This window comes from Sorangium sp. So ce302, assembly GCF_051530145.1.
Classification (GTDB): domain Bacteria; phylum Myxococcota_A; class Polyangia; order Polyangiales; family Polyangiaceae; genus Sorangium; species Sorangium cellulosum_B.
In genome coordinates, this window is record NZ_CP150326.1 from 7,275,015 (window position 1) to 7,301,211 (window position 26,197).

Below are 26,197 nucleotides of genomic sequence, written 5' to 3' on the forward strand. Positions count from 1 at the left end.
GGTTTGCGCTCTCATGGCGGGCCATGGAACCCCGGATCTGGCTGCTCGTGAGCCGATACCACCTCGACGCAGGGCTGTCGTCGCTCCTGGTGGACGGCGTCGCGACGGCCTGCTTGCTCGTCCTCGCGGCGCTCGCGCTCCGGCTCTCGCGCCGGCAGCGCCGCGCCGCCGCGCGGGCCGAGGCCTCGTTCATGCCCGGCGCCGCGCTCGCGCCCGGCGAGGCCGTCGTCGTGGGCACCGTCGAGCGGGAGCAAGGCGCGGACGTGGCGGTGCGCGTCGAGGTCGAGCAGGAAGGGTCCGAGTCCGAGACCTCCGGGGTCTGGACCCACCAGTGGGCCGAGACCGGCCGCAAGGTCCGTGTCCACCCCTTCTATCTCCGCCACGCGTCCGGCGCGCGCATCCGGGTCGAGCCGGGCGAGCACGTGCAGCTCGTCGACGCGCTCGACGGCATGATCCGGGTCGATCTCACCCGGCGCGTCCGCGTGGCCGAGCTCATTCCAGGCGAGAGGGTCTTCGCGATCGGCGAGCTCCGGCGCGCGCCCGATCCCGAGGCGCAGGCCCAGGGGTACCGCGAGCAGGCGCAGGGATACCTGCTCGTGCCCCCGCGCGGGGGCCGCATGCTCCTCTCGTCCGAGCCGCTCGGCGAGCGGTTCGCGCGCAGGGCGGCGTTCCACCAGCGGTGGGCCATCACCGCGGCCGTCGCGTCGCTCGTGTTCAACATGGCGTTCGCGGCCTTCCACGCGCGCCGCTGGCTGGGCGAGACGGTGGACGTCCGCGTGACGCAGCTCCAGGAGAACGAGGACGGCGACCACACCCGCTTCGAGGTCACGATGCGGGGCGAAGGCGGCGCCGCCTTCTCCGACGAGGTGTCCCACGGCGCGTTCGCCCGGCTCCGCGAGGGCGAGACGGTGAAGGCGCGTTATGTCCCCTCGTGGAGCTCAGCCAGCGCGATCGGCCCCGACGTGACGGCCCACTCCGTGGCCTACGCCGCCTTGCCGCTCCTCGGCGTCATCGCGCTCGCCTATCTCGCTCGCGCGCAGGTCACGCGGCCCTGGTACGAGAAGAAGCTGATCGAACAGGGGAGCGGCAAGCTGGCAGAGAGCCTGTCTTCCCCGCAGCAGGCCCCGAAGCGTCGGGAGGGCCGCCGCCGGGACCCCGCTTCTGGATGACGGACGGCTCGAGTCGGCAGGCGCCGCGCGTCCGACGACGGTCATCGAGACATCGCACCTGCGACCCCGGGGTCGGGCTGTAGAGCTGACAATCCCCTCATTTCGTTGGCATTCTGGGGGAGAGAAACTTGAACAGGCAGGCCGGGAGGCAGGGAGATTCATGGGATTCTACTCCCCGCCTCCCCGCCTCCCCGCCTCCCTGTGAATCTTCTCGAAACATTCGAGAGGATGCTTCAGGACCGAGAAAGCAGCTACCGCTTCATCGAGTCGAGAAGGCGTTGGACGTGCCGGTGAGCTTCGCGCTGCCCAGGTTCTTCGCCTCGAGCTTGGTCTCCGCGTCCCTCACTGCAGCCGTGCCGGTGCCCGCGATCGTGATCGACTCCTCGGCGAGCGCGTAGATCGTGAACTCGTAGGTGTCGGTCTTCGTTCCGGTGCTGGAGCCGAAATTGGGGCAAGGCCCGAGGTAGTTCGAGTTCTGCTTGGCGCCGAGCAGCGTCGCGTCCGCCTGCTTGAACCCCTCGGGCAGCGAGGTGGTGGTGGGAGGAATGTTGTACAGAACCCAGTGATAGCCGTTGGGCTGCGACGGCGTCGCGTGCGCCAGGGTGACATCGATGAAGGTGATGGCGTAGCTCTTCGTGCCCGCAGGCCCCGGGGTCCAGTGGAGCTCCGGCATGACGCTGTTCTGGAAGCCGGCGGTCTGGCAGGTGTACTTGTCGGCGAACTTCGCGCCTTCCGCGTGATTGGTGCTCGCGAGCGCGAACTCCTCGGAGGGCGCGCCGCCGCTCCCTCCGGAGCCGCCCTCTCCGCTCCCACCTGCTCCCGTCGCGCCCCCCTCTCCGCTGCCCCCGGCCCCCGACGTCGTGGTGGTCGCGGGGTCGCCGCCGCTCGAGCTCGAGCTGTCGGCGCTGCTGCTGGTGCTGCCGCTGCTGGCGCTCTGGGAGCCGGTGCTCGCCGCGGTCCCCCCGCCGTCCCCCGACACATCGGGATCGCTGCTGGAGCAGTTCAGGATGGCGAATGGCATGGCCGCGAAGGCGAGGTATCGAGCGGTACGTGTGAGCCTATCCGTGATGGTACGCATTGGCGCATGATGCCACACCGGCGTTCCTATCGCGATGACAGTCGCTTCTCCCCTTGCGACAAAGATCCGCAATTTAGCGGTACATTTCCCGGAACAGTGAGTGATCGAAGAATGTGAACGTTGACATGAGCGCGCCTGGCGCGACACATCGCTCCAGGTCTCTCGCCTGCTCGCCAGAGAGGAAGAGGCGGAGCGGAGGGCCCTTGACCCTTGACACCGCGCAAGAGCGAGCAGGAGCGCCCGCGAGGACGCTCCTGCCCTGGCGGAAATGTGCAGAACCGCCGCGTCAGTATTGCGTGTTGTTGGACGTCGTGATCTTCGAGGAGCTCACGCCCATGAAGAGCTCCTTGCCGATCCCGCTGTAGCGGGTGTTCGTCATCGTCACGCTGCTGCTGCCGCTGTCCGTCCTGAAGATGGACTCCTTCATCTTCGAGATGTCGCACCGGTCGATGAAGACATCGACCTTGAAGTCGGTCCCCCCGTTCTGCCGGATGAACTTGCCGGCGCTCTGCGCCGTGAAATTCGACACCTTGAACGTGCTGGCCGCGTTGATCTGGAACACCTTGTCGTCGCCGTTCTTCGCGGAGCCGCCGTTCAGCACCACGGTGCCTGACTTCTTGACCGTCAGGGCGTCTTCGCCGATGTCCTCCCAGACGATGTTCTCGAGCGTGACGTTGCCGTACGTGTGAATGCCGTCGGCCGCCGGCGCGCCGAGGACCACGTTCTTCAGCTTCGCGCCGTCCTCGAGCTTGAACACCGGCTTCTGGCCCTCGGCCTGGCTGCCGTCCCCGAGCGTGTTCTTGTCGGCGATGTACCGCTTGCCGCCGCCGTCGAACGTCTCGCCCGCCTTCACGATGATCGTCGAGCTGACGACGCCGCCGTTCCCGGCCGTCGTGGTGCCGCCGCCCGAGCTGCTGCCGCCCGAGCTCCCGCCAGAGTCGCCGCCGCCCACCGGCACGAGCTCGATGTAGTCGACCTTCAGGTCGTACCCCGACGACGAGGAGTTCTTGCCCTTGCACGTGAGCGCGAACTCGACATTGCCAGAGAGCGATTTCTCCCCGAGCGTCGCGGTCGTCCAGCTGTCGCCGGTGGAGGAGCCATAAGCGTCGAAGGACTTCACCGACGATCCCTTCACGGCGAGCTCGTACTTGCCGTACACGTTCCGCTTGGCGTAACGAAGGACGATCTTGTACGTGCCGGACGCGACCGACGCGGAGAACTTGAAGGTGTCCCCGCTCTGGTTGGCGCGGAGCTTCACGTTGTCCGCGTTGTCTTCGATCTTGTCGCCCGACGAGATGGACCAGTTCTGGTTCTCGGCCTCGATCCTGACGGCGCTGAGCGCGTCGCTCGCCGAGTCCACGTCCACATCCAGGTCGGCGCCGTCCGCCGCGAGGCAGCCGGCGAGACCGAACGACAACAGGGCACCGAAAGCATAGGTCAATCTCAAGCTCATGATGTTATCCCTCGATCGTCAACGTTGCGCGCGACCGACGACTCCCACCCTTCACTCCCTCTGCGCACCCCTCCCCCACGGGTCGTCATGGCCTCGCGATGTCTACGTGATGTCTTGTCCTGTCTTCATCTTCATCTTCACGTCAGAGCAATGCCCAGGCCACAGCGCGCCATCACCCGGGGCCGCAGATCAGGGCACCATGATTGCATTTTTCCGCTGAAGGACGGCGTTTCACCCGCTTCGGCGAACAGGCACGCTCGCCGCTGTCATGGGCCGCCGTCAACGACGTCAACCGGCGGTTGACACATGAGCCCGCAGACGCCCGCCGGGGCGTCGCCGTGCGCGGTCACTCTGCGTAGCAGACCTCGAGGCGCGGGCGGCGCGACGCCGTGGTGTCTTCGCTGGCCCGCCACTGCGTCGCCCCCGCCACGTCCTCTTCCATCACGAACCCGTAATTCGGGAGGACGCCGCTCACCCAGTCCTGCACCAGGTCGGTGAGGTTGGCGGTCCGATCGCCGGCGCCGTTGACGGTGACGATCGACGCGAAGCTGAGCGGCTCCCAGCTCTGGTTGTAGCTGGACCAGCTCACGGTCGTCTCGCCCCAGGGCGCGAGGGCCTCGTGGAGACGAACGGTGGTGACCGACGCCTTGTACACCTGATTGATCGTCAAGGTGGCCGAGTAGACCGGCGCGCCCGCGGGGATGAACGAGAGGTCGAACCAGACCAGCGCAGCACGGAAGCCTCCGGTGCCGGCTCCGCCCGTATAGATCGACGGGTACGACCCTTCCTTGTAGGTCGACGAGGCCGACCAGAGCGTCGCGTCCCAGACCGTGCCGAAGACGCCGCGCTGCACGGTCCTGCACACGGGCGTGCCTCCGGAGCCGGCGCCACCCGCCCCGCCCGAGCCGGTGCTGCCCACGCTCATCGCGCTGCTCATCATGACGCTGCCTGTGCTCGTGCTCGAGGCGCTCGAGCTGCTGCTCGTGCTGGATACGCTCGTGCTGCTGCTGCTCGTGCTGGATACGCTCGTGCTCGAGGCGCTCGAGCTGCTGCTCGTGCTGGATACGCTCGTGCTGCTGGACGAGCTCGAGCTGCTGCTCCCGCTGCCGGGTGGCGCATAGGTGAGCGTCAGCTCCATGTCGAAGGACAGATCGGTCGAATTGGGGGCCGATTGCTTGACCATCACGGCGAGGATGTTGCTTCCGACCACGAAGGAGCTCGGGGAGAGCGTCACCGTGGTGAGCTCGTCGTCGCGCGACTCCGCGGACGCATAGTCACCGTAGGCCGTGTTGGTCACGCGCTTCGATGCCACCTGGGTGCCGTTGAGCCAGACGACGACGCCGTCGTCGTGGATGAGCTTCATGGTCGCCTGCGCGACCGGCCCGTCGATCGGGATGATCTTGCGGAAGTAGGCCGTGGGATACGAAGGCGTGGCCCGGTAGAGGGCCGTGCTCTCCCCGCCGTCGCCGTAGCCGAGCTGCCCCCAGCCCCCCTTCCACGAGGAGTCGTCGAACGTGAGGTTTCGCCAGGCCGTACCCCGGTCGACGCCCAGGTCGTCGTAAACCCAGTAATCGCCGAAGTAGACCGCCGTGCGGGGGAGGCTCTGGATCGTGAAGCCGGCGTTGCTCTCGTCGGAGAGCAGCGGGTGCTCGGCGTCGGAGACGCGCACGAGCGCCGTCGTCGTGTCGATGGAGGGAACCACCCAGTTGTAGCGGCCCGTGTTGGCGGCGCTGCTCGTGATCGTGGTCCAGGTCGCGCCGTCGTCGGTCGTGTACTCGATCCGAACGGTGGGGATGTTCCCCACGGTCGCCCAGCGGATCGGGAAGATGCCGCCCGGCGGCAGGCGCTCCCCCCCGTCGGGCGCCGCGACGTCGAGGGCCGTTCCCTTCACGATCGCGAAGCGATCGCTGATCACGCCGTCGTAGCGAACGTTGGACACCGTGAGCCGGTTGTCCTCGACGTCGAGGAGGCACGAGCCGCTCTGCGCCTCGTTGAAGTACATGAGCGGGTGGCCTCCGGAGCCGCCCACGTACGTGCCGTGGCCGGCGACGACATGGACCGCCCCTTCGTGGCTCCCCTTGCCAGGGAGCTTCACGTAGGGGCCGTCGCCGAGCGGCTTGCCGTCGTGCCCGTCGACGATGTGCCCGTCCGCCGTGGTCGGTGTATCGTAGGCGCCGTCCACGAGGAACGAGCGCTCGTAGTTGTGCGAATGGCCCGCGAGCACCAGGTCGACCCCGCCCGCGTCGAGGAGGGGCGCGAGGTACTCCCGGTGCTCGATGATCAGCCAGTCCTCGTCCGAGTCGTGGGTGCCCTTCGTGTACATCGGAAAGTGCATGTACGCGATGATCCAGTCCTGTTCCGTCGCGGCGAGATCGGCGGCGAGCCAGGCCGCCATCGCGCCGGACGAGTAACGCGAGGAGCCATAGCCGTCGAGCACGACGAAGTGGACGTTCGCATAGTCGTACGAGTAGTAAGCCTCCGTACCGGAGGGGACCCCGCCGGCCTCCCCGGCGGCGGGGAGCACGTAGGCGGTGTAGTAAGGACCGGTCTGCGTCGCCGAGTCGGAGCTCAGGCCCTCGTGGTTGCCAAACGTCGGCCACACGACCGTGTTGCGGAGGATCGCCGCGTACTGATTGAAGAAGCCGTTGGTGAACTCCTCGGTGGTGCCGAAGTTGTACGCCATGTCCCCCATGTGCAGGAACAGGTTGGGGCGGTACGCGCCGACGGCGTTCAGCATCGCGTCTCGCGTCGCCCAGGGCGCAGTGCCGCCGTAGCCGGTGTCTCCGATGATCCACGCCCGGAACTTCTTCGGCGTGGACACGGGCGGCGCCGTCTCGAAGTAGAAGGAGGAGGAGCCGCCGGCCAGCACCGCGCTCGATGTACCGACGCTGTAGTAGTAGCGGGTGTTCGGCGTGAGCCCGCCGATGAGCACCTCGTGCTGGGTCGCGAGCGCGCCGAGATCCACCGTCTGCGTCAGATTCGCCGGATCGGTCCCGTAGCGCACGCGGCTGTCCGTGCCCACGTCGGTCGTCCACACCACGTAGACCGAGTTGGGCGTCAACGACTGCAGATAGGGCTGCCTCATCACCGACTGGGCGGCCGCCTGACCAGCCCACGCCATGGTCATTGCCACCGACGCTGCGGCCAGATGTCCGGGGTTCAATTTCATTGCTTCACCCTCCGAGCTTCCTGATTCATCCCGCCTTGCCTCCAACAAACGATCGCCATGCGGCGAGCCGGGCGCCTTCCCGGCACGGTCACGCCAGCGATCGCATCGCGCCTGATACCGTGCGCTATCAGCACATCGGACGTGAACGCGCTGCTACCATCTTACCGAACACACACCTGGGAGATCATCTTAAATCGGAGAGCCTCGCGCCGACGGCAGACCACTCCGGTCTCTGTCTCTGTCTCTGTCTCTGTCTCTGAGTGGGGCCGGAGGGCAGCGATTGCCGGGGCGCGCTCAAAGCGCAACAGAATTCCGTCGCCACTGTCGAACCAGCGCGCCAACACTGGCCAACACTGAATGCGTGCCCGGCGCCGACGGTTGGCGATCGTCGTCCCAGCGCTCAGTCGCGTCCGCCGCGTCCGCCGCGTCCGCCGCGTCCGCCGCGTCCGCTTGCTCTTGCACGGACGCTCGCACGGAGGATGGACGCCGGGGCCTTCGCCCGTAGCCGCCTCGCGCGACAGCGGTAGGTCAGTCTTGCAAAACCTTTCTGCTCCCTGGCCAGCTGGTGCGGCGCCCCTGAGCGCCACGCGGCAGGATCATCATGAGGACCTCAAAGCATTGTCGTCGAGCAGCGGGGTCGCTGCACGATCGAGGGAAGCTAGCATGAACTCTTTTTCGATTGTATGAGGGATATGTGTCATCGCGATTTCTTATTCTCCGCGCGGGGCCCGGGCGCATGATCGCGACGGGGGTGCGCGCTGGATCGCCGGCGCGGGCCGGCTCCACCCCGCGATTCCCGAATACTCGGCGAGCAACGACAGCCGGGCTCACCGCCATGGCGGCGGTCAGCGCGGCCGCCATGGCCGCCGTCCTGCTCCTGGGCGAGCGCCCTGCGCTGGCGGATCCGGGGGAGCCGGCCGAGGTCGAGGCGCGCCGCCTCGTCCATGTGCTCGGCTACGTCGCCATGGACTATGGCGGGAGCGTCGCGAACGGCGCCGTCACCAGCGTCATCGAGTATGACGAGCAGCTGGCGCTGCTCGGCGAGGCGATCCATGTCGCCACCCGCATCCAGCCGTCCGCGCTCGAGAGCGGGGCGGGCGACCTCGCGCAGGGCATCGTCGGCGTGCGTGAGCTCGTCGAGGCGAAGGTCGCTGCGGATCGAGTCGCCATCGCGGCCAGGGGCGCGCGCGACCGGGTCGCGTCCGCCTTCCGGCTGGCGGAGGCGCCGCTCTCGCGGCCCGACGCGAAGCGCGGCGCGGCCCTCTACCAGGAGAACTGCGCCACCTGCCACGGCCCGACGGGGCACGCCGATACCCGGCGCGCGGCGAGCCTGGTCCCGCACCCGGCGAACTTCCACGACGCGATCATCGCCGAGCAGCTCGCGCCCATCGGTGTCGAGTCCGCGGTTCGATTCGGCGTCAGCGGCACGGCCATGGTGCCGTTCACCTTTCTCTCCGCCCGCGACCGCTGGGACCTCGCCTTCCACGTCGCCGGCCTCCACCACCCCGAGCCCGGCGAAAGCCCGAGGCCGCTCGATCTGCCGGACTACTCCATGGTCGAGCTCGCGGTCCGCTCCGACGCGGACCTGCGCGCCGAGCTCTCCGCGCGCGGGATCCCCGCCGAGCGGCACGCGGCGCTCCTCGCGGAGCTCCGGCGGCGCGTCGCCTATGGCGGCGAGGCCGCGTCACACCCCCTCTCCATCGCGCGCGCCGCGCTCGACAGGGGGCGCGCCGCGCTGCGCGAGGGCAGGCTCGTCGACGCGCGCGAGGCGCTCAGCACAGCCCAGCTCGACGGCATCGACGTGGCCGAGGCGAGCGTCCGCACCGTGAAGGAGGCGCTCGCGGACGACCTCGGCGACGGCGCCTTCGCCCTTCGAGCGGCGCTCGCGGCAGGCGCGACGACAGACACGCTCGACGCGGGCATGGCCACGCTCCTGCGCGACGCGACCTACGCCGAGGTCGCGCTCGCGCGGTCCGGGGGCGCGCCAGGTCGGCTCGTGGCCCAGGTATCGAGCCGCTTGGCGCTGCGCGAGCTCGCCGCTGCGGCGCTCTTCCTCGCCGCGCTCGCCGCCGTCGCGTCGTCACGGAGCCGGCGTGTCGTCCACGTCGCGTCGGGCGCGGCGCTGCTGCTCGCGCTCGCCGCCTGGGTCGCGGCGGCGCTCGGGCACATGGCCGGCTTCTGGCGAACGCTCACGGCAGGCGCGACGATCTCCCTCGCGCTCGCGGCGCTCGCGGCGCTCGCCGGCGCGGCGGCGCTCGCCCGGCGGCGCGGCGCGCGGCAGGTGCGCTCGCACGATCCATTGCACGGCGGCCTGTCGCGAGGCCGCCGAGCGGCCGTGTTCGCGGCCGCGCTGCTGGCCGGCTTCGGCGCGGCGTTCTCGGCGCTCGACGCCGCGCTCGGGGTGTCGCTCCCCGTCGCCCCGCCCGCCGTGGCCGGGGTGTTGTTCACGCTCGCGCTGCTCGCCGCCGGCGCGGCGCTGGTCACCCGTGCGAGCCGGGCGGCCGCGCGCCGCTGGGCGAGCCCTCCCGCCTGGCTCGCCTGTCTGCTGTGCGTCCCGCTCGCCGGCCGCGCCGTGGCCGCCTTCCAGCTCTGCGGGTTGCTGCCGCTCCACCGGCTGCCGCTCCCTCGATTCACCGCCCTCGGCATCTACCCTGCGGTCGAGACATGCCTCGTCCAGGCAGCGCTGCTCGGGTTCGCGCTCGCCGGGGCGGCCCGCGGCCGCCGCGCCGAAGGGGCGTGTTGACTCGTGCTCATGACGAGCCACGCCACCGTGAAGGCGGCCGTCGACGCCGTGAATCGCGGAGCCGCGGATTGCCTCTCGAAGCCGTTCGATCACGCCGAGCTCGTCGCCCTCGTCGAGCGCCACCTCGCCAATGCGCAGTCGGGGAAGGGCGCTCCCGCAGCGCCGTGACACGGTCGACGCCACAGGGCTGTCGCCACGGAGCTCGCCAGAGCTGCCGAGTCGCCAACAGGCGATGGCGGAGGCTTCCTCACGCCGACAGTTCATGTAGGGAACGGTCGCTCCGCGCACGCGCAGTCGAGCTGCCTTGATTCGACAGGCTGAGCAGCGCTGGCCGGCGAGGGGCCGCCAACCGTTGTCTCGAGCCCGCGCCGCGGCGGCTAGCGTCGCGGCCGACGCGCTTCCATTCCGGCACGCAGCGTCCTATCGTGATTGGCTGAAGCTTCTCGGAGATCCCTTCCATGACCATGAACAGCAAGCTGGCTTTTGCGCGGTGGACCAGCGGGTGCCTCATTGCGGTGCTCGGGGTTGGATGTGCCCAGATCTTCGGCTTCGATAAGTTGTACGAGGTCGCGCACGGCAACACCGGAGGCGGTGGCGCTGGCGGCGAAGGCGGCGCCGGCGGGAACACGGGAGGCGGCGGCGCTGGCGGCGAGGGCGGTACTACCGGCAGCACCAGCGGCACGAACGCGGGAGGCGGCGGCGCTGGCGGCGAAGGCGGCGCCGGCGGGAACGCGGGAGGCGGCGGAGAGGGGGCAGGATGCCCGGAGCCGCCGATGGGCGACCCCACCCTGGAACTGTCGATGATCGACGACATGGAAGATGACAACGACACCATCATCAAAGTGGTGGATGAAACGAACCCCCGGCAAGGGGCCTGGTACGTGGCGAACGATGGCGAGGGGACGCAAACGCCCGGAGTGGGCGAGCCGTTCACTATGGGCGTCCTCGAGCCGCCGCGCGGCGACAGCACGTTGGCAGTGCACGTCGTGGGCGACGACCTGTTTGAGAAGTGGGGTGCCCTGTTCGGCTTCCAGTTGAACAGCGCTTCGGCGTCCAATCAGGGCCTCTACGACGCCTCCGCGTTCAGCGGCATCACCTTCTTTGCCTATGCGGATGGAGCCGCCTCGACGAAGGTGACCGTTGACGTCGCCGACGTGCAGACCTGGAGCAAGGGCGGCATCTGCACCACCGAAGGGGGCGGGTGCGACGATCACTTCACCAAGGTCGTCACGCTGAAGAATTGCTGGACTCAGTTCAAGGTGCCCTTCTCCTCCCTCGCGCAGTCCAGCTGGGGCCAGCAGTTCGAGGCGGTCGACCTGACGAAGATCTGGGCCATCCAGTTTCGCTTCTCGGCGAGCCGTGCATTCAGCGTGTGGATCGACGACGTGGCGTTCTACAAGGAGCCGGCGCCGGAGACGGAACCCGAAGCCACGACCCCGTGAGCGCCGGAGCCGCGCGCGAGCTCGCGACGAGGGTCGAGCCCGCTCAGCGTCGAGACGCAGGTGCCGACGAGGTGCAGCGAGAGCACGGCGCCGATCCCCTCGCCCGCCCATAGGCCCAGGTCGAAGAGCGGATCGAGACCGAGCTCGGTGAGCGCGAGGGCCGCCGCCGGCTCGGCCGAGCGGTGCGCGGCGAGGAGCCATGGCCGGAGCGCTGGGGCCATCCTGACGGCGCAGAGGGCCGCGGTGCACGCCGTCAGCCCGTCGACGACGACGCCCATGCGCAGCCGCGCGGCCTCCAGCGCGAAGCCGGCCATCGCGGCGATCTCCAGCCCACCGACCTTCGCCAGCACATCGAGGGGGTCCGTGGGATCGGGCACGTGAAGCGCGAGCGCGTCGGCGACGACGCCGGCCTTGCGCGCGACGCCCTCCGCATCGAGGCCGGCGCCCTGTCCCGCGAGGCTCGCCGGCGGCGCGCCCGTGAGGGCGCACAGGACGGCTGTCGCCGCGGTCGTGTTGCCGACGCCGATGTCGCCGGCGCCCGCGAGCGTGACGCCCTCCGCGGCGAGCGCGCGGGCGGTCTCGGCGCCCGCCTCCATCGCGCATGCCGCCTCGTCGCGCGTCATCGCCGGCTCGCGCCGCAAGTTGCCGGTGCCACGCCGCACCACCCGCGGCGCCAGTGGGACGACAGGCGCGCACGGCAGCGCCGAGAGATCGCCCGCCAGGCCGACGTCGACCGCGACGAGCCGCACGCCGTGGCGCGCCGCCAGCGCCGAGACGGCCGCGCCCCCGGCCATCACGCTCGCGAGCCTCGCCGTCGTCGCCGGCGAGGGGTGAGCGCTCACGCCCTCCGCGACGACGCCGTGGTCCGCGCAGAACACGGCCAGCCCCGGCGAGGGCAGCGGGAGCGGCAGCTCGCCACGCACGCCGGCCCACCACGCCGCGAGCTGCCCGAGCCGCCCCAGGCTGCCCGCCGGCAGGCCGAGCGTGGCCTGGTGCGCACGGGAGGCCTCCATGGCGGCGGCGTCGAGCGGTGAGATAGCCGTCGTGCGGAGCGATGAGCGCGGCGGCTCGCTCGCGCGGCCCGCCGCGGGCGTGCTGGCGTCGTCGCGGTCTTGCCAGATGCCATGTTCGTGGACGACCTCATCGACCGCGCGCCGCTCTCGCCAGCCGCTCTCTTCCAGCATCGGTCGCCGCCGGAACGCGACGGGGTGGCCCAGGCAGAGATACGCAATCGGCTCCACGCCCGGCGGGAGGCGCAGCTCGGCGCGGAGGACGGCGGGCTCCACGATGCTGACCCAGCCGACGCCGACGCCCTCGGCGCGCGCGGCGAGCCAGAGGTTCTGCACCGCGCAGCACGCGCTCGCGCGCACCGCCTCCGGCTGGACGATGGTGCCCAGGATCGCCTCCCCGCGCGGCCTCAGGTCGACCGCGACGCACACGTTGAGCGACGCCTCGAGGATCCCCTCGAGCCGATAGGAGAGGTACTGCTCGCGTCGGCCCTCCGGAAAACGGGCAGCCTCCTCCTGACGGCAGCGAAGGAAGCTCTCGCGGATCCGCGCGCGCTGCGCCTCGTCACGCACCACGACGAAGCCCCAGGGCTGGGAGAATCCCACGCTGGGCGCCAGGTGGGCGGCCTCGAGGATGCGCCGCAGGACAGCCCGGTCGAGCGCGCGCCCCGGCTCGAAATGCCGCACGTCCCGCCGCAGGGCAATGACGTCGTAGACCGCCTGCCGCGCTCCCTCGTCGAAGGCGACGACGGCCTCCGGGACCAGGTACGACGGTTCGTGTGTGGCGTTCACCGCGGTCAGCTACCACAGTTGCCAGGCGATGGGCAGCCGACGGCCGCGCGCTGCAGATGGCCCCCCTCGCGCGTCTTCCTTCGAGCCAGCGAGCCGCGCCGATGGGGCTCTGGGCGAGCGGGGACCGCCGTGCTCGGCCTCCGCGCCGATCGCGCCCATCACGAGGGCCCACCACGGCTGGACGCAGCTACCCTGCCCTCGACAGGGAAAACCCCTCGTATCCCCGAGCCGCGACCGCCTCGCACCGCTTTCTGTAGGCGCCGACGCCCCCGGCATAGGGCATGAGGACGCGCGGCTTGCCAGGGATGTTCGCCCCGACGTACCAGGAGCTGGCCAGCGGATACAGCGTGCCGCCGGCCACCTCGTTGGCGTGCGCGACCCACCCCTCCTCCGCCTCGGCGGTGGCCTCGATGCACGCGAAGCCTCGCTCTCGCAGGTACGCGATGCAGTCCGCGATCCATTCCACGTGCTGCTCGATGGAGACGATCGCATTGCTGAACACGGACGGGCTCCCAGGCCCGGTGATCGTGAACAGGTTCGGGAAGCCGGCGATGGCGACGCCGAGGTACGTGCGCGGGCCGTCGGCCCACCTCGCCTTGAGCGGCTCGCCGCCCCTCCCGCGCAGCTCGATCCTGGTCAGGGCGCCCGTCATGGCATCGAAGCCCGTGGCGAGCACGAGGCTGTCGAGCGTGTACTCCGCGCTCCGCGTCCGGAGCCCCGTCTTCGTGATCTCCTCGATGGGTGACGCCTTGACGTCGACCAGCGTGACGTTCTCCCGGTTGAAGGTCTCGTAATAGCCGGTGTCGACGCAGAGCCGCCGGGTGCCGAGCGGATACCCCCTCGGCGACAGCGCCTCGGCGACGGCAGGGTCGCGGACCGTCGCGCGGATCCGGGATCGGACGAACTCGGCGGCGGTCTCGTTGGCTTCCCGGGACCGCATCACGTCCGAGAACGTGGCGAGGAAGCCGGTGCCGCCCTGCTCCCAGCGAGCCTGATACGCGCGCTCCCGCTCGTCGGGCGGCACCTCCAGCGCGGACCGCGGGTCGACGTCCATGATGACCCCGGCGCGCGTCTCGCGGGCCCTCTGCCGGTGCTCCGCGTAGTTCGCCTTCATCCACGATGCGTAGGCCGCCTCCAGGGGCGCGTTGCGCGCTGGCACGCTGAAGCACGGGGTCCGCTGGAAGACGAAGAGGCGCGCCGCCTGCTCGGCAATGGCGGGGATGACCTGGACGCCGGACGAGCCCGTGCCGATGACGCCGACGCGCTTGCCGGTGAAGTCGACGCCGCCGTGCGGCCAGTGGCTTGTGTGGTATCGCTCGCCCCGGAACGCCTCGAGCCCCTCGATGTCGGGCACCTTCGCGGCGGACAGGCAGCCTGTCGCCATGATCAAGAACCCGGCGGACACGCCGGCGCCGTCGTCGGTCCGGATCGCCCACCGCTCCGTCGCCTCGTCGAAGGCGGCCGCGGTCACCCGCGTCCGGAGCCGGATGTGCGCGCGGAGCTCGAACCTGTCCGCGACGTGCTCGAGATAACGCAGGATCTCCGGCTGCGTGGCGTATCGCTCGGTCCACGTCCATTCCTGCTGGAGCTCGGGAGAGAACGAATAGGAGTAGTCCATGCTCGCAATGTCGCAGCGCGCGCCGGGGTAGCGGTTCCAGTACCAGGTGCCGCCCACCCCGCCGCCCGCCTCGTAGACGCGGACCGAGAGGCCGAGCCGGCGCAGGCGGTAGAGCATGTACAGACCCGCGAACCCGGCGCCGACGACGACGGCGTCGACGCGGCCCAGAGGCGCGGGGCTGTCTCCTGAACGATTCGACTGCACGTCAGACATGATGTTCGCCTCCCTCTCCGGACATGGGTGCGCGGGAGGCCGCTCGAGGCCCCGCGCGATCGCTTCAGAGACGCGCGCCGCCCTGCGCCGGCGCCGGGCGTGGGGCGCGGTGGACGCGAAGGGCGAGCGCCATCAAGCTCAGGACCAGCGCCACCCCGAGGTGCACGAGGCCGCTCCACCCGAGCGCCGACAGGAGCGCACCGGACGTGAGCGACGCCGCGCCGCTGGCGGCGAACACGCACAGATCATTGACGCCCTGCGCCCGGAAACGCTCGGGGCCGGACCGGCTGCGCGCGACCAGGGTCGTCGCGGTCACGAACACATAACACCACCCGACCCCGACCAGCGAGAGCCCGACCAGGTGCCCTTCGAGCCCTGGAGCCAGGCTGATCACGAACCCCGCCAGCAGGAAAAGCAGCCCGAGCCCCTGGAGCGCCGCGATCGACATCCGCTTCAGGAGGGCGCCGACCGAGAGCGAAGGCAGGTACATGCTCAGGAGGTGCACCTCGATTACCCAGCCCGCCTGCCGGATCGATCTCTGCTCGACGCCGCACATCTGGAGCGGCGTCGGCACCATGATCAGGCTCATCACGAGGAAAGCGCCGGCGCCCATCGCCACCATGGGCCAGTACAGCGCGCGAGCCCCCGCGTCGGGCGCGGCGGAGGCCTCCGCGACCCGGGCTTCCTGCGGCCGGTACGACACGAACGCGAGCGCCGCGACGACCTGGAGCGCCGAAAGGACGAGCAGGGCAGAGGGCAGCTCGCTGGACGTCCGTCCTTCCAGCAGGCCGAAGAGCGAGATGCCAGGGACGATGCCGAGCGCGCTGGCGAGCTGGATCATGGTCAAGAGGCGCGGCGCCCGATGGCTCTCCTGCCCTTCGAGGATCGCGAAGCGGTACTGCTGCACGAAGGCGCCGTGCAGGCCGACGCCGGAGACCGCCGCGCAGAACAGCGGGAGATCGGAGCGGTCCACCGCGCGCGCCGCGAGCGCGAGGCAGCCGGCGGACAGGAGCGCCGCGGCGATGAAGCAGGGCTTGCGCCCGAAGCGGCGCATCAGCTGGCTGGCCGGCCAGGTGCCCAGGGCCGAGGACAGCACGAGCACGGCCACCGGGAGCGTCGCGAGCCGCATGTCCCGCGCGAGCCGCTCACCCACCACGCTGCCGGCGAACTGGACCGACACCACGGAAGCGATCCCCAGGACCTGGCAAAGCAGCAGGACCAGCGTGTTGACGGACGCGGCGGGCGCGGGCGCAGCGACGACGGCCTGACGGCTCAACGGACGCGCTCCACGGAAGGCAGGGCGGCCCCGTTCCCCGCGTCGAGCGCTGCGATCGCCTCGAGGGAGAGGCCCAGGCGCTCGTGGAGGAAGCGCACCATCGTCCAGTGAGGCAGCGCGCCCTCGTCGAAGGGGCCGAACTCGTCGCGGTAGAGCGGCAGCCAGCGCAGCGCCTCCTCGATCGTCTGCTCCCGGCTGACCTGCCCCTCCTGATAATCCTCGTAGGGCAGGCTGCGGTGATGGATGAAGAAGCGCCCCGGGAGGCGCTCCTCGCAGAGCTCGCGGTACTCCCGCGTCTGCAAGATCAGGTAATGCCAGACCTCGTCGATCGCCTGCTCCACCGGCAGGAACAGCCCGGCCAGCGGCTCCGGATAGCGCGATATCAGGTAGAGGTACCGCAGGCATTCGAGCACCTGACGCTCGACATAGGCGGGCTCCTCGCCGGTCGTCCGCACGAAATGGCGCACCACGCCGGCGAAGAACGCGCCGTCGAGCCGCGCCTTCAGCGCGGCGGCCGTCACCCTGGGTCGTTCCGTCGTCACGAGCCACCTCGCTCCGCGGCCTCGCCGCCCTGCACCAGCCATGCGTACTTCCCGGACTTGCCGATCGCGAGTTGGGCGCGGTGCTCGAGGACGCAGTCGAGGCCGGCGCCCTCCCAGATCCGCTCTCGCAGCGCGCGCGCCGCGGCCGGGCCGACGGGCGCGCCGTCGAAGGTGGTATAGAGCAATCGGCCCCGCCGCCGTCCCTCCGCGTGGAGCTGATAGACGAAGACGGACGGCGCGGAGACGGCGATCCAGTCATCGAGATCGGCCTGCGAGATCGGTCCCCTCTCCTGGGCCCAGAGGAGCTCCCGCTCGCGCCCGCAGAACCGGCGGATCCGGAGCGGATCGGGGGAGCCGTCGACCGTCTCGGCGCAGTCGCCCGAGCGGTAGCGGATGAGCGGCATGCAGGGGTTGCGCACGCTCGAGACGATGAGGCTGTAGATCGCGCTGCCCTCCTCGACAGGGATCAGCTCCAGGTGCATCTGGTCGAGGTAAGGCCAGTAGCGGCCGTGACGATCGCTGTAATACAGATATCCGAGCTCGGTGCTGCCGAACAGGTCGACGATCGGGCACTCGACGTGCTCCGCCAGGAACCGCCGCACGTTCCTCGGCGTGAGCTCGTAGGCGTGAACGATGCTGGCCGGCCTCGGAAAGCGCTCCCACGCTCCGATGTCCATGGCCTTCTTCACCAGGTGAGCGAGGTGGTAGCCATCGCAGTCGAGGTGGTAAAGACGTCGCGGATGCGCCTCTCGGACGGCGCTCATCTCGTCGAGCATGCGCTCGACATCGCCGCGATCCCAGAGCGCCGGGTCGAGCCGCAGGTTGATATAGAGCGTCCGCTCGTCGAGCCGGCGCTCCTCGAGGCTGGGGAGCGCCGGCGCCTCGGCGCCGCGCCGCCTCGCGGCGAGCCGCGCCACGTGCTCGGTCGCCAGCACCGTGGTGATCGAGACGCGCTGGCAGCCCTCATGCCAGGTGACCGCGATGTCGGGGTGCTCGCTCCACAGGCGGTAGTACGACTTCAGAAGGAAGAAAGGCGGGCGGATGATCTGCATCCGCGCGTGGTTGGTCCCGGTCGAGAGCACGAGCTCCGCCTCGCCGACCTTCAGCGCCTCGGCGAGCCTCGGGGTCATCCAGTTGTCCGGAAAGCCTCTTGCGATCTCCGGCTTGTCCAGGATCGGGAAAGAGCCCCTCTCGATCGACTGTCGGTAGATAGGGATGTCCCTGACCTGATCGATCATCGCCGCGAGCGTCGGTCCGTGGGCGTCCATCGGTCGACTCCAGGAAAAAGGTTGAACAGCCATCGAGAAGCGCAGCCCCCATCGGTCCGGGCGCGCGCGAGCGAGGCAGAAGACCACGGCAAGATGAACATGGTCCTGCCGCCTCGCTCGCGGCCCCGGCGGCTCCGTCAGCTGATGCAGCCGGCCTTCTTCGAGATACAGCCTTCCTTCCGCGAGATGCAGCCGGCCTTCTTCGAGATGCAGCCCGCCTTCCGCGAGATGCAGCCGGCCTTCTTCGAGATACAGCCTTCCTTCCGCGAGATGCAGCCGGCGTCGAGGGTCGGCCCGCCGGACGTGTTGGCCGCGATCCACTGCTTCCAGAGACGATCCTGGGCGATCTGCCGAATCAGGTGTTCCATTCGAACCTCCGATGATGTGATGGTGGACGATGCAACCACGGCGCACACGTCCACGACCCGCGCAGGGCGGCGGTCGTGTGCTCGACGGTCCGGCAGACACCATTTGTGGGCAGCCCGACCGTCTGGCTGACTATACGGTTCAACCCAAAGGGGTCAAGGCGGGCAATCCGTGGGTGGATCGCGCCGCCCGGCCATCCGCCGAGTCGGCCGCTCCAGGACCAATGGAACTATCTTGGCGACCGGCCATTCCGACGATCGCCGTTCGCCGGTTCCACCAGGGGGATCCAGCGCGATACGCTCCTTGCTCCCCCTTTCGAAAGCGAGCGAGAGAATGACCCGAGAGCTCCGTTCCCTCATCACAGGATCCAGCAGCGGCTTCGGCCGCGCGACCGCCGTCACCCTCGCCCGCGCGGGACACCGCGTCTTCGCCGGGATGCGCGCGATCACGTCGAAGAACGCGGGGCCGGCGTCCGAGCTCGCGGAGCTCGCCGCGCGCGAGGGGCTCGCGCTCCGCGTGATCGAGCTCGACGTGACGAGCGACGCCTCGGTCGACGCGGGCGTGGCGCGCGTGCTCGACGAGGCGGGCGGTGTCGACGTCGCGATCAACAACGCGGGCGTCCTGTCGCAGGGGCCGATCGAGGCGTTCACCGTGGCGCAGGCCGAGGCGACGTTCCAGGTGAACTACCTCGGCGCCGTGCGCGTCAACCGCGCCGTGCTGCCCGCGATGCGGCGGCAGAAGAGCGGCCTCCTCGTCCACGTGAGCAGCGCCGTCGGGCGGGTCGCGACGCCGCTCTTCGGCCATTACAGCGCGAGCAAGTTCGCGCTGGAGGCGATGGCCGAGTGCACAAGTTACGAGCTCGCGCCGCTCGGGATCGACGTCGCCATCGTCGAGCCGGGCGCGTTCCCGACGACCGGCGTGATGACCAACGCGATGCAGGCCGACGAGGCCCGAGCGGCGGAGTATGGCGCCCTCTTCGCGCTCGCCGCGGAGCTGTGGAAGCCGGTGATCGAGACGATGAAGCGCCAGGGTCCGCCAGACCCGCAGCAGGTCGCGGACGCGATCCTGAAGCTCACGGAGCTGCCGGCCGGGGAGCGGCCGCTGCGCACCGTGCTCGACCCGCTGGGCAACGGCGCCGCGGAGGAGATCAACCGCAGGACCGAGGACGTGCAGCGGGCGTACATCGAGTGGATGGGCCTCGGCGGCGTGCTCAGGCGAGCCGGCGCATAGCGCGCAGCAGCCGGGATCCGCGGGGCGCGGAGATCTCCGCGCCTTCTTGGGACACAAACCATCTCCGCGCTCCCGTCACAGCGCGATTGTCAAGACCGAACCGGGCTGCCAGCCTGGCTCGCGCGCCTGTGCACCAGCAGCTGAAATGAAGCACCGTGTCCATCCGTCGCTGCGTCGCGCAACGCGCGTCATTCGTCAACGGTGCTCCGCAGACTCCGCTGCGAACGGGCGCTCCTGCGGGTGTGGCCGAGTGGCGCAGGATGAAGTGATTTTCGTCTAGGGGTGCGAAGGGCGGCCGGGCTACCCTGGAGACGGGTCGTCGGCCTTTCTGCCCGAGCGCAGCCGCTCGTGTTCGTCCTGGTCCTGCCCGAGCGCAGCCGCTCGTGTTCGTCGAGGTGTGTCGTGAGGTTGAGAACGTCTTATCTGGCTTTGGCCGTGGGATTGCTGCACATAGTCGCCGCCTGTGGAGGGGGCGCGCCCTCCACCACGGGCGATCCTGGCGTAGGCGGCGCGGGGAGCGTGACCTCCAGCGGCTCCGGCGACGGCGGCGGTGGCAGTGACTTCGGCTCGGGCGTCGCCTCCGGCGGCGGCGGAAGCGGCGGCGGGCCCGATCCCTGCGCCGTCGACGACCCGCCCCCCGAGTGCCTCTTGCCCCAGGAGCCCGCCTGCGGCGACGGCGAGATCAACCAGGCCAGCGAGGCGTGCGACGACGGCAACAGCCTGCCCGGCGATTGCTGTTCCGGTCTGTGCGAGATCGAGCCTTACTGTGCATGTCCGACGCCAGGCGAGCCGTGCGTGCTGACCATCGCCTGCGGCGATGGCGTGGTCGATCCGGGCGAGTTCTGCGACGACGGCAACACCGCAGACGGCGACGGCTGCAGCGCAGACTGCATCTTCGTCGATCCCTCGTACGTCTGTCCGAGGCCGGGCGAGGCGTGCACGCTGCTCTACGACTGCGGCGATGGCCGCGTGAACGGCTCCGAGGAGTGCGACGACCGCAACGAGACGTCCGGTGACGGCTGCGCCGCGGACTGCAAGCGGGAGGCGGGCTTCGTGTGCCCGAAGCCCGGGCAGCCGTGCGAGCGCCTGCCGGTCTGCGGCAACGGGGTCAAGGAGGCCGGCGAGCTCTGCGACGACGGCAACGCCGCGAGCGGCGACGGCTGTTCGAGCCTCTGCCGACAGGAGTCCTTCTACGTCTGCACGACGCCGGGACAGCCCTGCGAGCTCCTGATCCGGTGCGGCGACGGCGCGGTGGATCCGGGCGAGATCTGCGACGACGGCAACGCCCAGGGCGGCGACGGCTGCAGCGCCGACTGCAAGACGCTGGACCCGCTTTACGCGTGCTCCGAGCCGGGGAAGCCCTGCATCCTCCTCTATCGCTGCGGCGACGGGCGCGTGAACAACGGCGAGCAGTGCGAGGACGGCGACGACCCGCCCGCCTCCGGCGACGGCTGCAGCGCGACCTGCATGCGCGAGCCCGGCTTCGTGTGCTCGCGGCCCGGGCAGCCGTGCGAGCTCCTGCCGGTCTGCGGCAACGGCGCCCTGGAGAGCGGCGAGCAGTGCGACGACGGCAACACCGCGAGCGGCGACGGCTGCTCGAACCTGTGCCGGCAGGAGTCCTTCTACACCTGCCCGACGCCGGGGCGGCCCTGCACCCTCCTCTACTGGTGCGGCGACGGCGCGATCAACCCGGGCGAGGTCTGCGACGACGGCAATACGGTGGGCGGCGACGGCTGCAGCGCCGACTGCAGCGCGGTGGACCCGATCTACACGTGCCCCAGGCCGGGTCAGCCCTGCACCCGCCTCTACTGGTGCGGTGACGGCCGCGTGAACGAGGGCGAGCAGTGCGAGGACGGGAACACCCGGAGCGGCGACGGCTGCAGCGCGAGCTGCATGCGCGAGGAGGGGTATCAGTGCAGCCGCCCCGGCCAGCCGTGCACCCGGCCGCCGGCCTGCGGCAACGGCCTCAAGGAGACCGGCGAGCAGTGCGATGACGGCAACACCGCGGGCGGCGACGGCTGCTCGAGCCTGTGCCGGCAGGAGTCCTTCTACAGCTGCCCGACCCCGGGCCAGCCCTGCGAGTTCTTGATCCGGTGCGGCGACGGCGTGCTCAGCCCGGGCGAGGTCTGCGACGACGGCAACGCCGTGGGTGGCGACGGCTGCAGCGCCGACTGCAGCGGGGTGGACCCGATCTACACGTGCACCACGCCGGGTCAGCCCTGCACCATCAACTACTGGTGCGGCGACGGCCGCGTGAACGACGGCGAGCAGTGCGAGGACGGCGACTCCCCGCCTGCGTCCGGCGACGGCTGCAGCGCGGACTGCATGCGCGAGCCGGGGTATCAGTGCAGCCGGCCGGGCCAGCCGTGCACGCGGCTGCCGGCCTGCGGCAACGGCCTCAAGGAGACCGGCGAGCAGTGCGATGACGGCAACACCGCGGGCGGCGACGGCTGCTCGAGCCTGTGCCGGCAGGAGTCCTTCTACAGCTGCCCGACCCCGGGCCAGCCCTGCGTGCTCCTGTTCCGGTGCGGCGATGGCGCCGTGAACCCCGGCGAGCTCTGCGACGACGGCAACACCGCGGGCGGCGACGGCTGCAGCGCCGATTGCAAGACGGTGGACCCGGCGTACGTGTGCCCCGAGCCGGGCAGGGCCTGCGTCCTCGTCTACCAGTGCGGCGATGGGCGGGTGAACAACGGCGAGGAGTGCGACGACGGCGACTCCGCGTCGGGCGACGGCTGCACGGCGGATTGCCGGCTCGAGGAGGGCTGGATCTGCAAGCCCGGCCAGCCCTGCACCGTGAGGACCTATTGCGGCGACGGCACGGTGCAGCTCGGCGAGCAGTGCGACGACGGCGGCGGGGAAAACCCTGTCGGCGGCGACGGCTGCACCGCGCAGTGCAAGATCGAGGTCGGCTGGACGTGCCCGCCGGGCGGCGGGCGCTGCACCCCGCCGCCGCCGCCCGTGTGCGGCGACGGCAAGATCGGCGGCACCGAGGTGTGCGACGACGGGAAGCAGCCCCCGGCGAGCGGCGACGGCTGCAGCGCCGATTGCCAGACGATCGAGGACGGGTGGGATTGCTCGCGCGTCGGGTTCCCCTGCAAGACCGTCTGCGGCGACGGGTTCAAGAACGGCGCCGAGCAGTGCGACGACGGCAATCCCTTCTCGGACGACGGCTGCGACGAGACCTGCCGGATCGAGCCCGGAAGCGTCTGCGACAACGGAGAGCCCCAGGACTGCACGGGCTTCTCCGTCTGCGGCAACGCCATCCGCGAGGGCACCGAGCCCTGCGACGACGGCAACGGCAACTGGCGCGACGGCTGCACGCCGGACTGCAAGGGCGAGCCGGACTGCAGGGGCGGCGCGTGCATCTCGAAGTGCGGCGACGGCATGCTCCTGCCCGGCGACGCCACCGAGGCGTGCGACGACGGCAACACCGCGAGCGGCGACGGCTGCTCCGCGACGTGCACGATCGAGCCGGGCTACACCTGCGCCGTTCAGCCCAGCGAGATGCGGCTGCCGATGGTCATCCGCGACTTCATCGGCTGGTATCCGGAGGGCAACACCAGCAGCTCGAACAACACCCAATGCGACGCCAACCTGACGGACGGCTTCATCGGGCACTTCGACTTCGAGATCACGGGCAACGGGCAGACCGACTACACCGTCCAGACGACGCTCGACAGCGCGGGCAAGCCCGTGAATGCGTACGGCGCCGGCCCCTTCCTGCCGACCGCGAACACCGGCTGGACCACGGGGCAATCCAACTTCCAGTGGTGGTACCGGGACAACCCGACGTACAACAGGACGCTCGTCACCACCATCGAGCTGCTCCCAAACGCCGGCAGGTACGTGTACCAGCGGAACCCGTTCTGGCCGGTGGACCGCACCCCGCCGGGCGGCGATCCCGTGCTCAACAACCTGGTCTCCGCCGGGCTGGAGCGGGCGCAGAACGACGGGCACAACTTCTACTTCACGAGCGAGGTCCGGTACTGGTTCCAGTTCACGCCGAACGGCGCCGCGGCCGACCCGGTGCTCACCTTCTTCGGTGACGACGACGTCTGGGTGTTCATCAAGAACACGCTGACCGCGGACATCGGCGGCATCCACGGGCAGCTCCAGGAGAGCGTGACCATCCTCGATAATGGCGACGCACGCGTGACCCCGTGCGGCACCGCTGCCGGCTGCACGAACCGCGGCACCACGTACGAGGTCGACCTGAACCTCGAGCCGGGCAAGGTCTACGAGATCGCGGTGTTCCAGGCCGAGCGCCACGTCACCGGGTCGAACTACCAGCTCACGCTGTCGGGCTTCAGCGCCGGCACGTCGGTGTGCACGCCGCAGTGCGGGGTCGACCCGCCGGTCGTGACGCCGGGCGAGGAGTGCGACGACGGCAGCGAGAACGGGACGGGCTACGGCCAGTGCAACAACTGCCAGCTCGGGCCGTACTGCGGCGACGGCCAGAGGAACGGCATGGAGACCTGCGACAACGGGGTCAACAACAGCACGTACGCCAACGCCTCGAACGCCTGCGCGCCGGGGTGCGTGGCCCCGCCCCGGTGCGGCGACGGCGCGGTCAACGCGCCGTACGAGGCGTGCGACCTCGGCTCCGGCAACACGGCGAACGGCTACGGCGGCTGCACGCGCGAGTGCCAGATCGGGCCGTACTGCGGCGACGGCAGGAGGAACGGCACCGAGGGGTGCGATGACGGCGTCAACGACGGCTTCTACGGCACCTGCAACCCGAACTGCACGCCGGCGCCGATGTGCGGCGACGACCGCGTCGACGCCGACTGGGGCGAGGAGTGCGACAGCACGACCGACGCGAACTGCGTGAGCTGCCAGCGCGGCGAGCACTGCGGCGACGGGGCCACGCAGCGGGACCTCGGCGAGGAGTGCGACGACGGCGTCAACGACGGTGGGTACGGCCAGTGCGGGCTCTCGTGCCTCTACGGGCCGCGCTGCGGCGACGGCATCGTCCAGCCCGAGGAAGAGCGCTGCGACCTCGGCAGCGCGCTGAACACCGGCGGGTACGGCGGGTGCACCGCGACCTGCAACTACGGTCCGTACTGCGGCGACGGCATCAGGAACGGCGCCGAGGGGTGCGACGACGGCGTGAACGACGGCGCTTACGGCACCTGCAACGCGAACTGCACGGCGGCCCCGAGGTGCGGCGACAACCGCGTCGACGCCGAGTGGGGCGAGGAGTGCGACAACGCGGCCGACCCGAACTGCCTGAGCTGCCAGCTCCCCCCGCAATGCGGCAACGGGATCACGCAGACGGACCTCGGCGAGGAGTGCGACGACGGCGTCAACGACGGCGGCTACGGCCAGTGCGGGCTCTCGTGCCTCTACGGGCCGCGCTGCGGCGACGGCATCGTCCAGCCCGACGAAGAGCGCTGCGACCTCGGCAGCGCGCAGAACACCGGCGGGTACGGCGGGTGCACCGCCTCCTGCAACTACGGGCCGTACTGCGGCGACGGCATCAGGAACGGCGCCGAGGGGTGCGACGACGGCGTGAACGACGGCGCTTACGGCACCTGCAACCCGAGCTGCACGCCGGCGCCGAGGTGCGGAGACAACCGCGTCGACACCGAGTGGGGCGAGGAGTGCGACAACGCGGCTGACCCGAACTGCGTGAGCTGCCGGCTCCCCGCGCAGTGCGGCAACGGGATCACCCAGCCGGCCCTCGGCGAGGAGTGCGACGACGGCGTCAACGACGGCGGGTACGGCCAGTGCGGGCTCTCGTGCCTCTACGGGCCGCGCTGCGGCGACGGCATCGTCCAGCCCACCGAGGAGGACTGCGATCTCGGCAGCGGGCAGAACACCGGCGGGTACGGCGGGTGCACCGCGACCTGCGACTACGGGCCGTACTGCGGCGACGGCATCAGGAACGGCGCCGAGGCGTGCGACGACGGCGTGAACGACGGCACCTACGGCACCTGCGCGCCGGCTTGCACGCCGGCGCCGAGGTGCGGCGACAACCGCGTCGACGCCGACTGGGGCGAGGAGTGCGACAGCGCGACCGACCCGAACTGCGTGAGCTGCCGGCTCGGCGCGCACTGCGGCGACGGGGTGATCCAGCCGCAGTTCGGCGAGGAGTGCGACGACGGGATCAACGACGGCGAGTACGGCAAGTGCGGGCCCTCGTGCATCTTCGGGCCGCGCTGCGGTGACGGCATCGTCCAGCCCGCGGAGGAGGACTGCGATCTCGGCGAGGGCGAGAACAGCGGCGAATACAACGGGTGCGATGCCCTCTGCCAGTACGGGCCGTACTGCGGCGACGGCCGCGTCAACGGCGCCGAGACCTGCGACGACGGCGTGAACGACGGCTTCTACGGGAGCTGCATGCCCGACTGCAGCCCGGCGGCGAAGTGCGGTGACCGCCGCGTCGACGAGGAGTGGGGCGAGCAGTGCGATCCCCCGAACGAGGCCACGGGCTGCAGCAACAACTGCCGCGTCGGCGGGCAGTGCGGCGACGGCGTGGTCCAGCCCGGCGAGCAGTGCGACGACGGCAAGAACGACGGCGGCTACGGCCAGTGCGGCCCGCGCTGCCAGCTCGGCCCGCGCTGCGGCGACGGCATCCGCAACGGCCCGGAGCAGTGCGACGACGGCGACGGAAACAACACCGGCGGCTACGGCAAGTGCGCGCCGGGCTGCGTCTACGGCCCGTACTGCGGCGACGGCAAGGTGCAGAGCGTCTACGAGGCGTGCGACGACGGCAACCGCACGGGCGGCGACGGCTGCAGCCTGACCTGCCAGTTCGACGGGTTCCCCAACTGATCGAGCGAAGGCGGGCGCGCGGGGCGAAGGCGTCGTTCGACGCCTCCCCCG

The 26,197-nt window shown here is 70.5% G+C and carries 15 protein-coding genes; 6 read left to right on the plus strand and 9 right to left on the minus strand.

From position 1 onward, the window contains the following. Positions 1–23: 23 nt before the first annotated feature. Positions 24–1,169: a hypothetical protein gene (locus WME73_RS27500; RefSeq protein ID WP_437911466.1), complete on the plus strand. Its 1,146-nt coding sequence runs from the start codon at positions 24–26 to the stop codon at positions 1,167–1,169. Between the two features lie 259 nt (positions 1,170–1,428). On the opposite strand, the gene WME73_RS27505 is transcribed toward WME73_RS27500, so the two are convergent. The 3 genes from WME73_RS27505 to WME73_RS27515 all read right to left on the minus strand — a co-directional run bounded on the left by WME73_RS27505 (position 1,429) and on the right by WME73_RS27515 (position 6,869). Beyond that, positions 1,429–2,190 (minus strand): YbhB/YbcL family Raf kinase inhibitor-like protein, encoded by a 762-nt coding sequence (locus WME73_RS27505; protein ID WP_437911467.1) that lies wholly within the window; start codon positions 2,188–2,190, stop codon positions 1,429–1,431. Positions 2,191–2,533: 343 nt separating this feature from the next. Continuing rightward, on the minus strand, positions 2,534–3,199 hold the full coding sequence (locus WME73_RS27510) for a pectate lyase (protein WP_437748034.1): 666 nt from the start codon (positions 3,197–3,199) through the stop codon (positions 2,534–2,536). An 847-nt stretch (positions 3,200–4,046) separates the two neighbouring features. Beyond that, positions 4,047–6,869, minus strand: a complete 2,823-nt coding sequence (locus WME73_RS27515) for a DNRLRE domain-containing protein (RefSeq protein WP_437911468.1) — start codon at positions 6,867–6,869, stop codon at positions 4,047–4,049. A gap of 835 nt (positions 6,870–7,704) precedes the next feature. Here WME73_RS27515 and WME73_RS27520 point away from each other — a divergent pair. From WME73_RS27520 to WME73_RS27530, 3 genes are all read left to right on the plus strand, one after another. Further along, positions 7,705–9,612, plus strand: a complete 1,908-nt coding sequence (locus tag WME73_RS27520) for a c-type cytochrome (protein ID WP_437911469.1) — start codon at positions 7,705–7,707, stop codon at positions 9,610–9,612. Positions 9,613–9,621: 9 nt separating this feature from the next. Further along, a complete protein-coding gene (locus WME73_RS27525) occupies positions 9,622–9,780 on the plus strand; it encodes a hypothetical protein (RefSeq protein ID WP_437739364.1) in 159 nt (52 codons plus the stop codon). A gap of 290 nt (positions 9,781–10,070) precedes the next feature. Then, complete coding sequence (locus WME73_RS27530) at positions 10,071–11,054, plus strand: hypothetical protein (RefSeq protein ID WP_437911470.1); 984 nt, start codon at positions 10,071–10,073, stop codon at positions 11,052–11,054. Here the strand turns inward: WME73_RS27530 and cobT are convergent. From cobT to WME73_RS27560, 6 genes are all read right to left on the minus strand, one after another. Next, positions 11,006–12,853, minus strand: a complete 1,848-nt coding sequence (gene cobT, locus WME73_RS27535; protein ID WP_437911471.1) for a nicotinate-nucleotide--dimethylbenzimidazole phosphoribosyltransferase — start codon at positions 12,851–12,853, stop codon at positions 11,006–11,008. The two genes, WME73_RS27530 and cobT, sit on opposite strands and share 49 nt — an antisense overlap. Positions 12,854–13,040: 187 nt before the next feature. Beyond that, positions 13,041–14,684, minus strand: a complete 1,644-nt coding sequence (locus tag WME73_RS27540) for a flavin-containing monooxygenase (protein WP_437911472.1) — start codon at positions 14,682–14,684, stop codon at positions 13,041–13,043. Between the two features lie 64 nt (positions 14,685–14,748). After that, entirely contained in the window at positions 14,749–15,960 is a 1,212-nt protein-coding gene (locus WME73_RS27545; RefSeq protein WP_437911473.1) for an MFS transporter, read from the minus strand. Continuing rightward, entirely contained in the window at positions 15,957–16,502 is a 546-nt protein-coding gene (locus WME73_RS27550; RefSeq protein WP_437911474.1) for a glycine-rich domain-containing protein, read from the minus strand. Before WME73_RS27550 ends, WME73_RS27545 begins: the two co-directional genes overlap by 4 nt. After that, complete coding sequence (locus WME73_RS27555; protein WP_437911475.1) at positions 16,499–17,770, minus strand: hypothetical protein; 1,272 nt, start codon at positions 17,768–17,770, stop codon at positions 16,499–16,501. The genes WME73_RS27550 and WME73_RS27555 overlap by 4 nt, the downstream gene beginning before the upstream one ends. A gap of 137 nt (positions 17,771–17,907) precedes the next feature. Then, a complete protein-coding gene (locus tag WME73_RS27560; RefSeq protein WP_437739371.1) occupies positions 17,908–18,138 on the minus strand; it encodes a hypothetical protein in 231 nt (76 codons plus the stop codon). 331 nt (positions 18,139–18,469) lie between these two features. Here WME73_RS27560 and WME73_RS27565 point away from each other — a divergent pair, with 331 nt between their 5' ends. Together WME73_RS27565 and WME73_RS27570 are read left to right on the plus strand one after the other, a co-directional pair. Then, complete coding sequence (locus tag WME73_RS27565) at positions 18,470–19,366, plus strand: SDR family oxidoreductase (RefSeq protein ID WP_437739372.1); 897 nt, start codon at positions 18,470–18,472, stop codon at positions 19,364–19,366. A gap of 441 nt (positions 19,367–19,807) precedes the next feature. Then, positions 19,808–26,146: a DUF4215 domain-containing protein gene (locus tag WME73_RS27570; RefSeq protein ID WP_437917438.1), complete on the plus strand. Its 6,339-nt coding sequence runs from the start codon at positions 19,808–19,810 to the stop codon at positions 26,144–26,146. Positions 26,147–26,197 lie beyond the last annotated feature (51 nt).

Bases quoted from the DNA above. Each gene is read 5' to 3' on its own strand.
- WME73_RS27500 (WP_437911466.1), top strand. From the start codon at position 24: ATGGAACCCCGGATCTGGCTGCTCGTGAGCCGATACCACCTCGACGCA.
- WME73_RS27505 (WP_437911467.1), bottom strand. From the start codon at position 2,190: ATGCCATTCGCCATCCTGAACTGCTCCAGCAGCGATCCCGATGTGTCG.
- WME73_RS27515 (WP_437911468.1), bottom strand. From the start codon at position 6,869: ATGAAATTGAACCCCGGACATCTGGCCGCAGCGTCGGTGGCAATGACC.
- WME73_RS27520 (WP_437911469.1), top strand. From the start codon at position 7,705: ATGGCGGCGGTCAGCGCGGCCGCCATGGCCGCCGTCCTGCTCCTGGGC.
- WME73_RS27525 (WP_437739364.1), top strand. From the start codon at position 9,622: ATGACGAGCCACGCCACCGTGAAGGCGGCCGTCGACGCCGTGAATCGC.
- WME73_RS27530 (WP_437911470.1), top strand. From the start codon at position 10,071: ATGACCATGAACAGCAAGCTGGCTTTTGCGCGGTGGACCAGCGGGTGC.
- WME73_RS27540 (WP_437911472.1), bottom strand. From the start codon at position 14,684: ATGTCTGACGTGCAGTCGAATCGTTCAGGAGACAGCCCCGCGCCTCTG.
- WME73_RS27555 (WP_437911475.1), bottom strand. From the start codon at position 17,770: ATGGACGCCCACGGACCGACGCTCGCGGCGATGATCGATCAGGTCAGG.
- WME73_RS27560 (WP_437739371.1), bottom strand. From the start codon at position 18,138: ATGGAACACCTGATTCGGCAGATCGCCCAGGATCGTCTCTGGAAGCAG.
- WME73_RS27565 (WP_437739372.1), top strand. From the start codon at position 18,470: ATGACCCGAGAGCTCCGTTCCCTCATCACAGGATCCAGCAGCGGCTTC.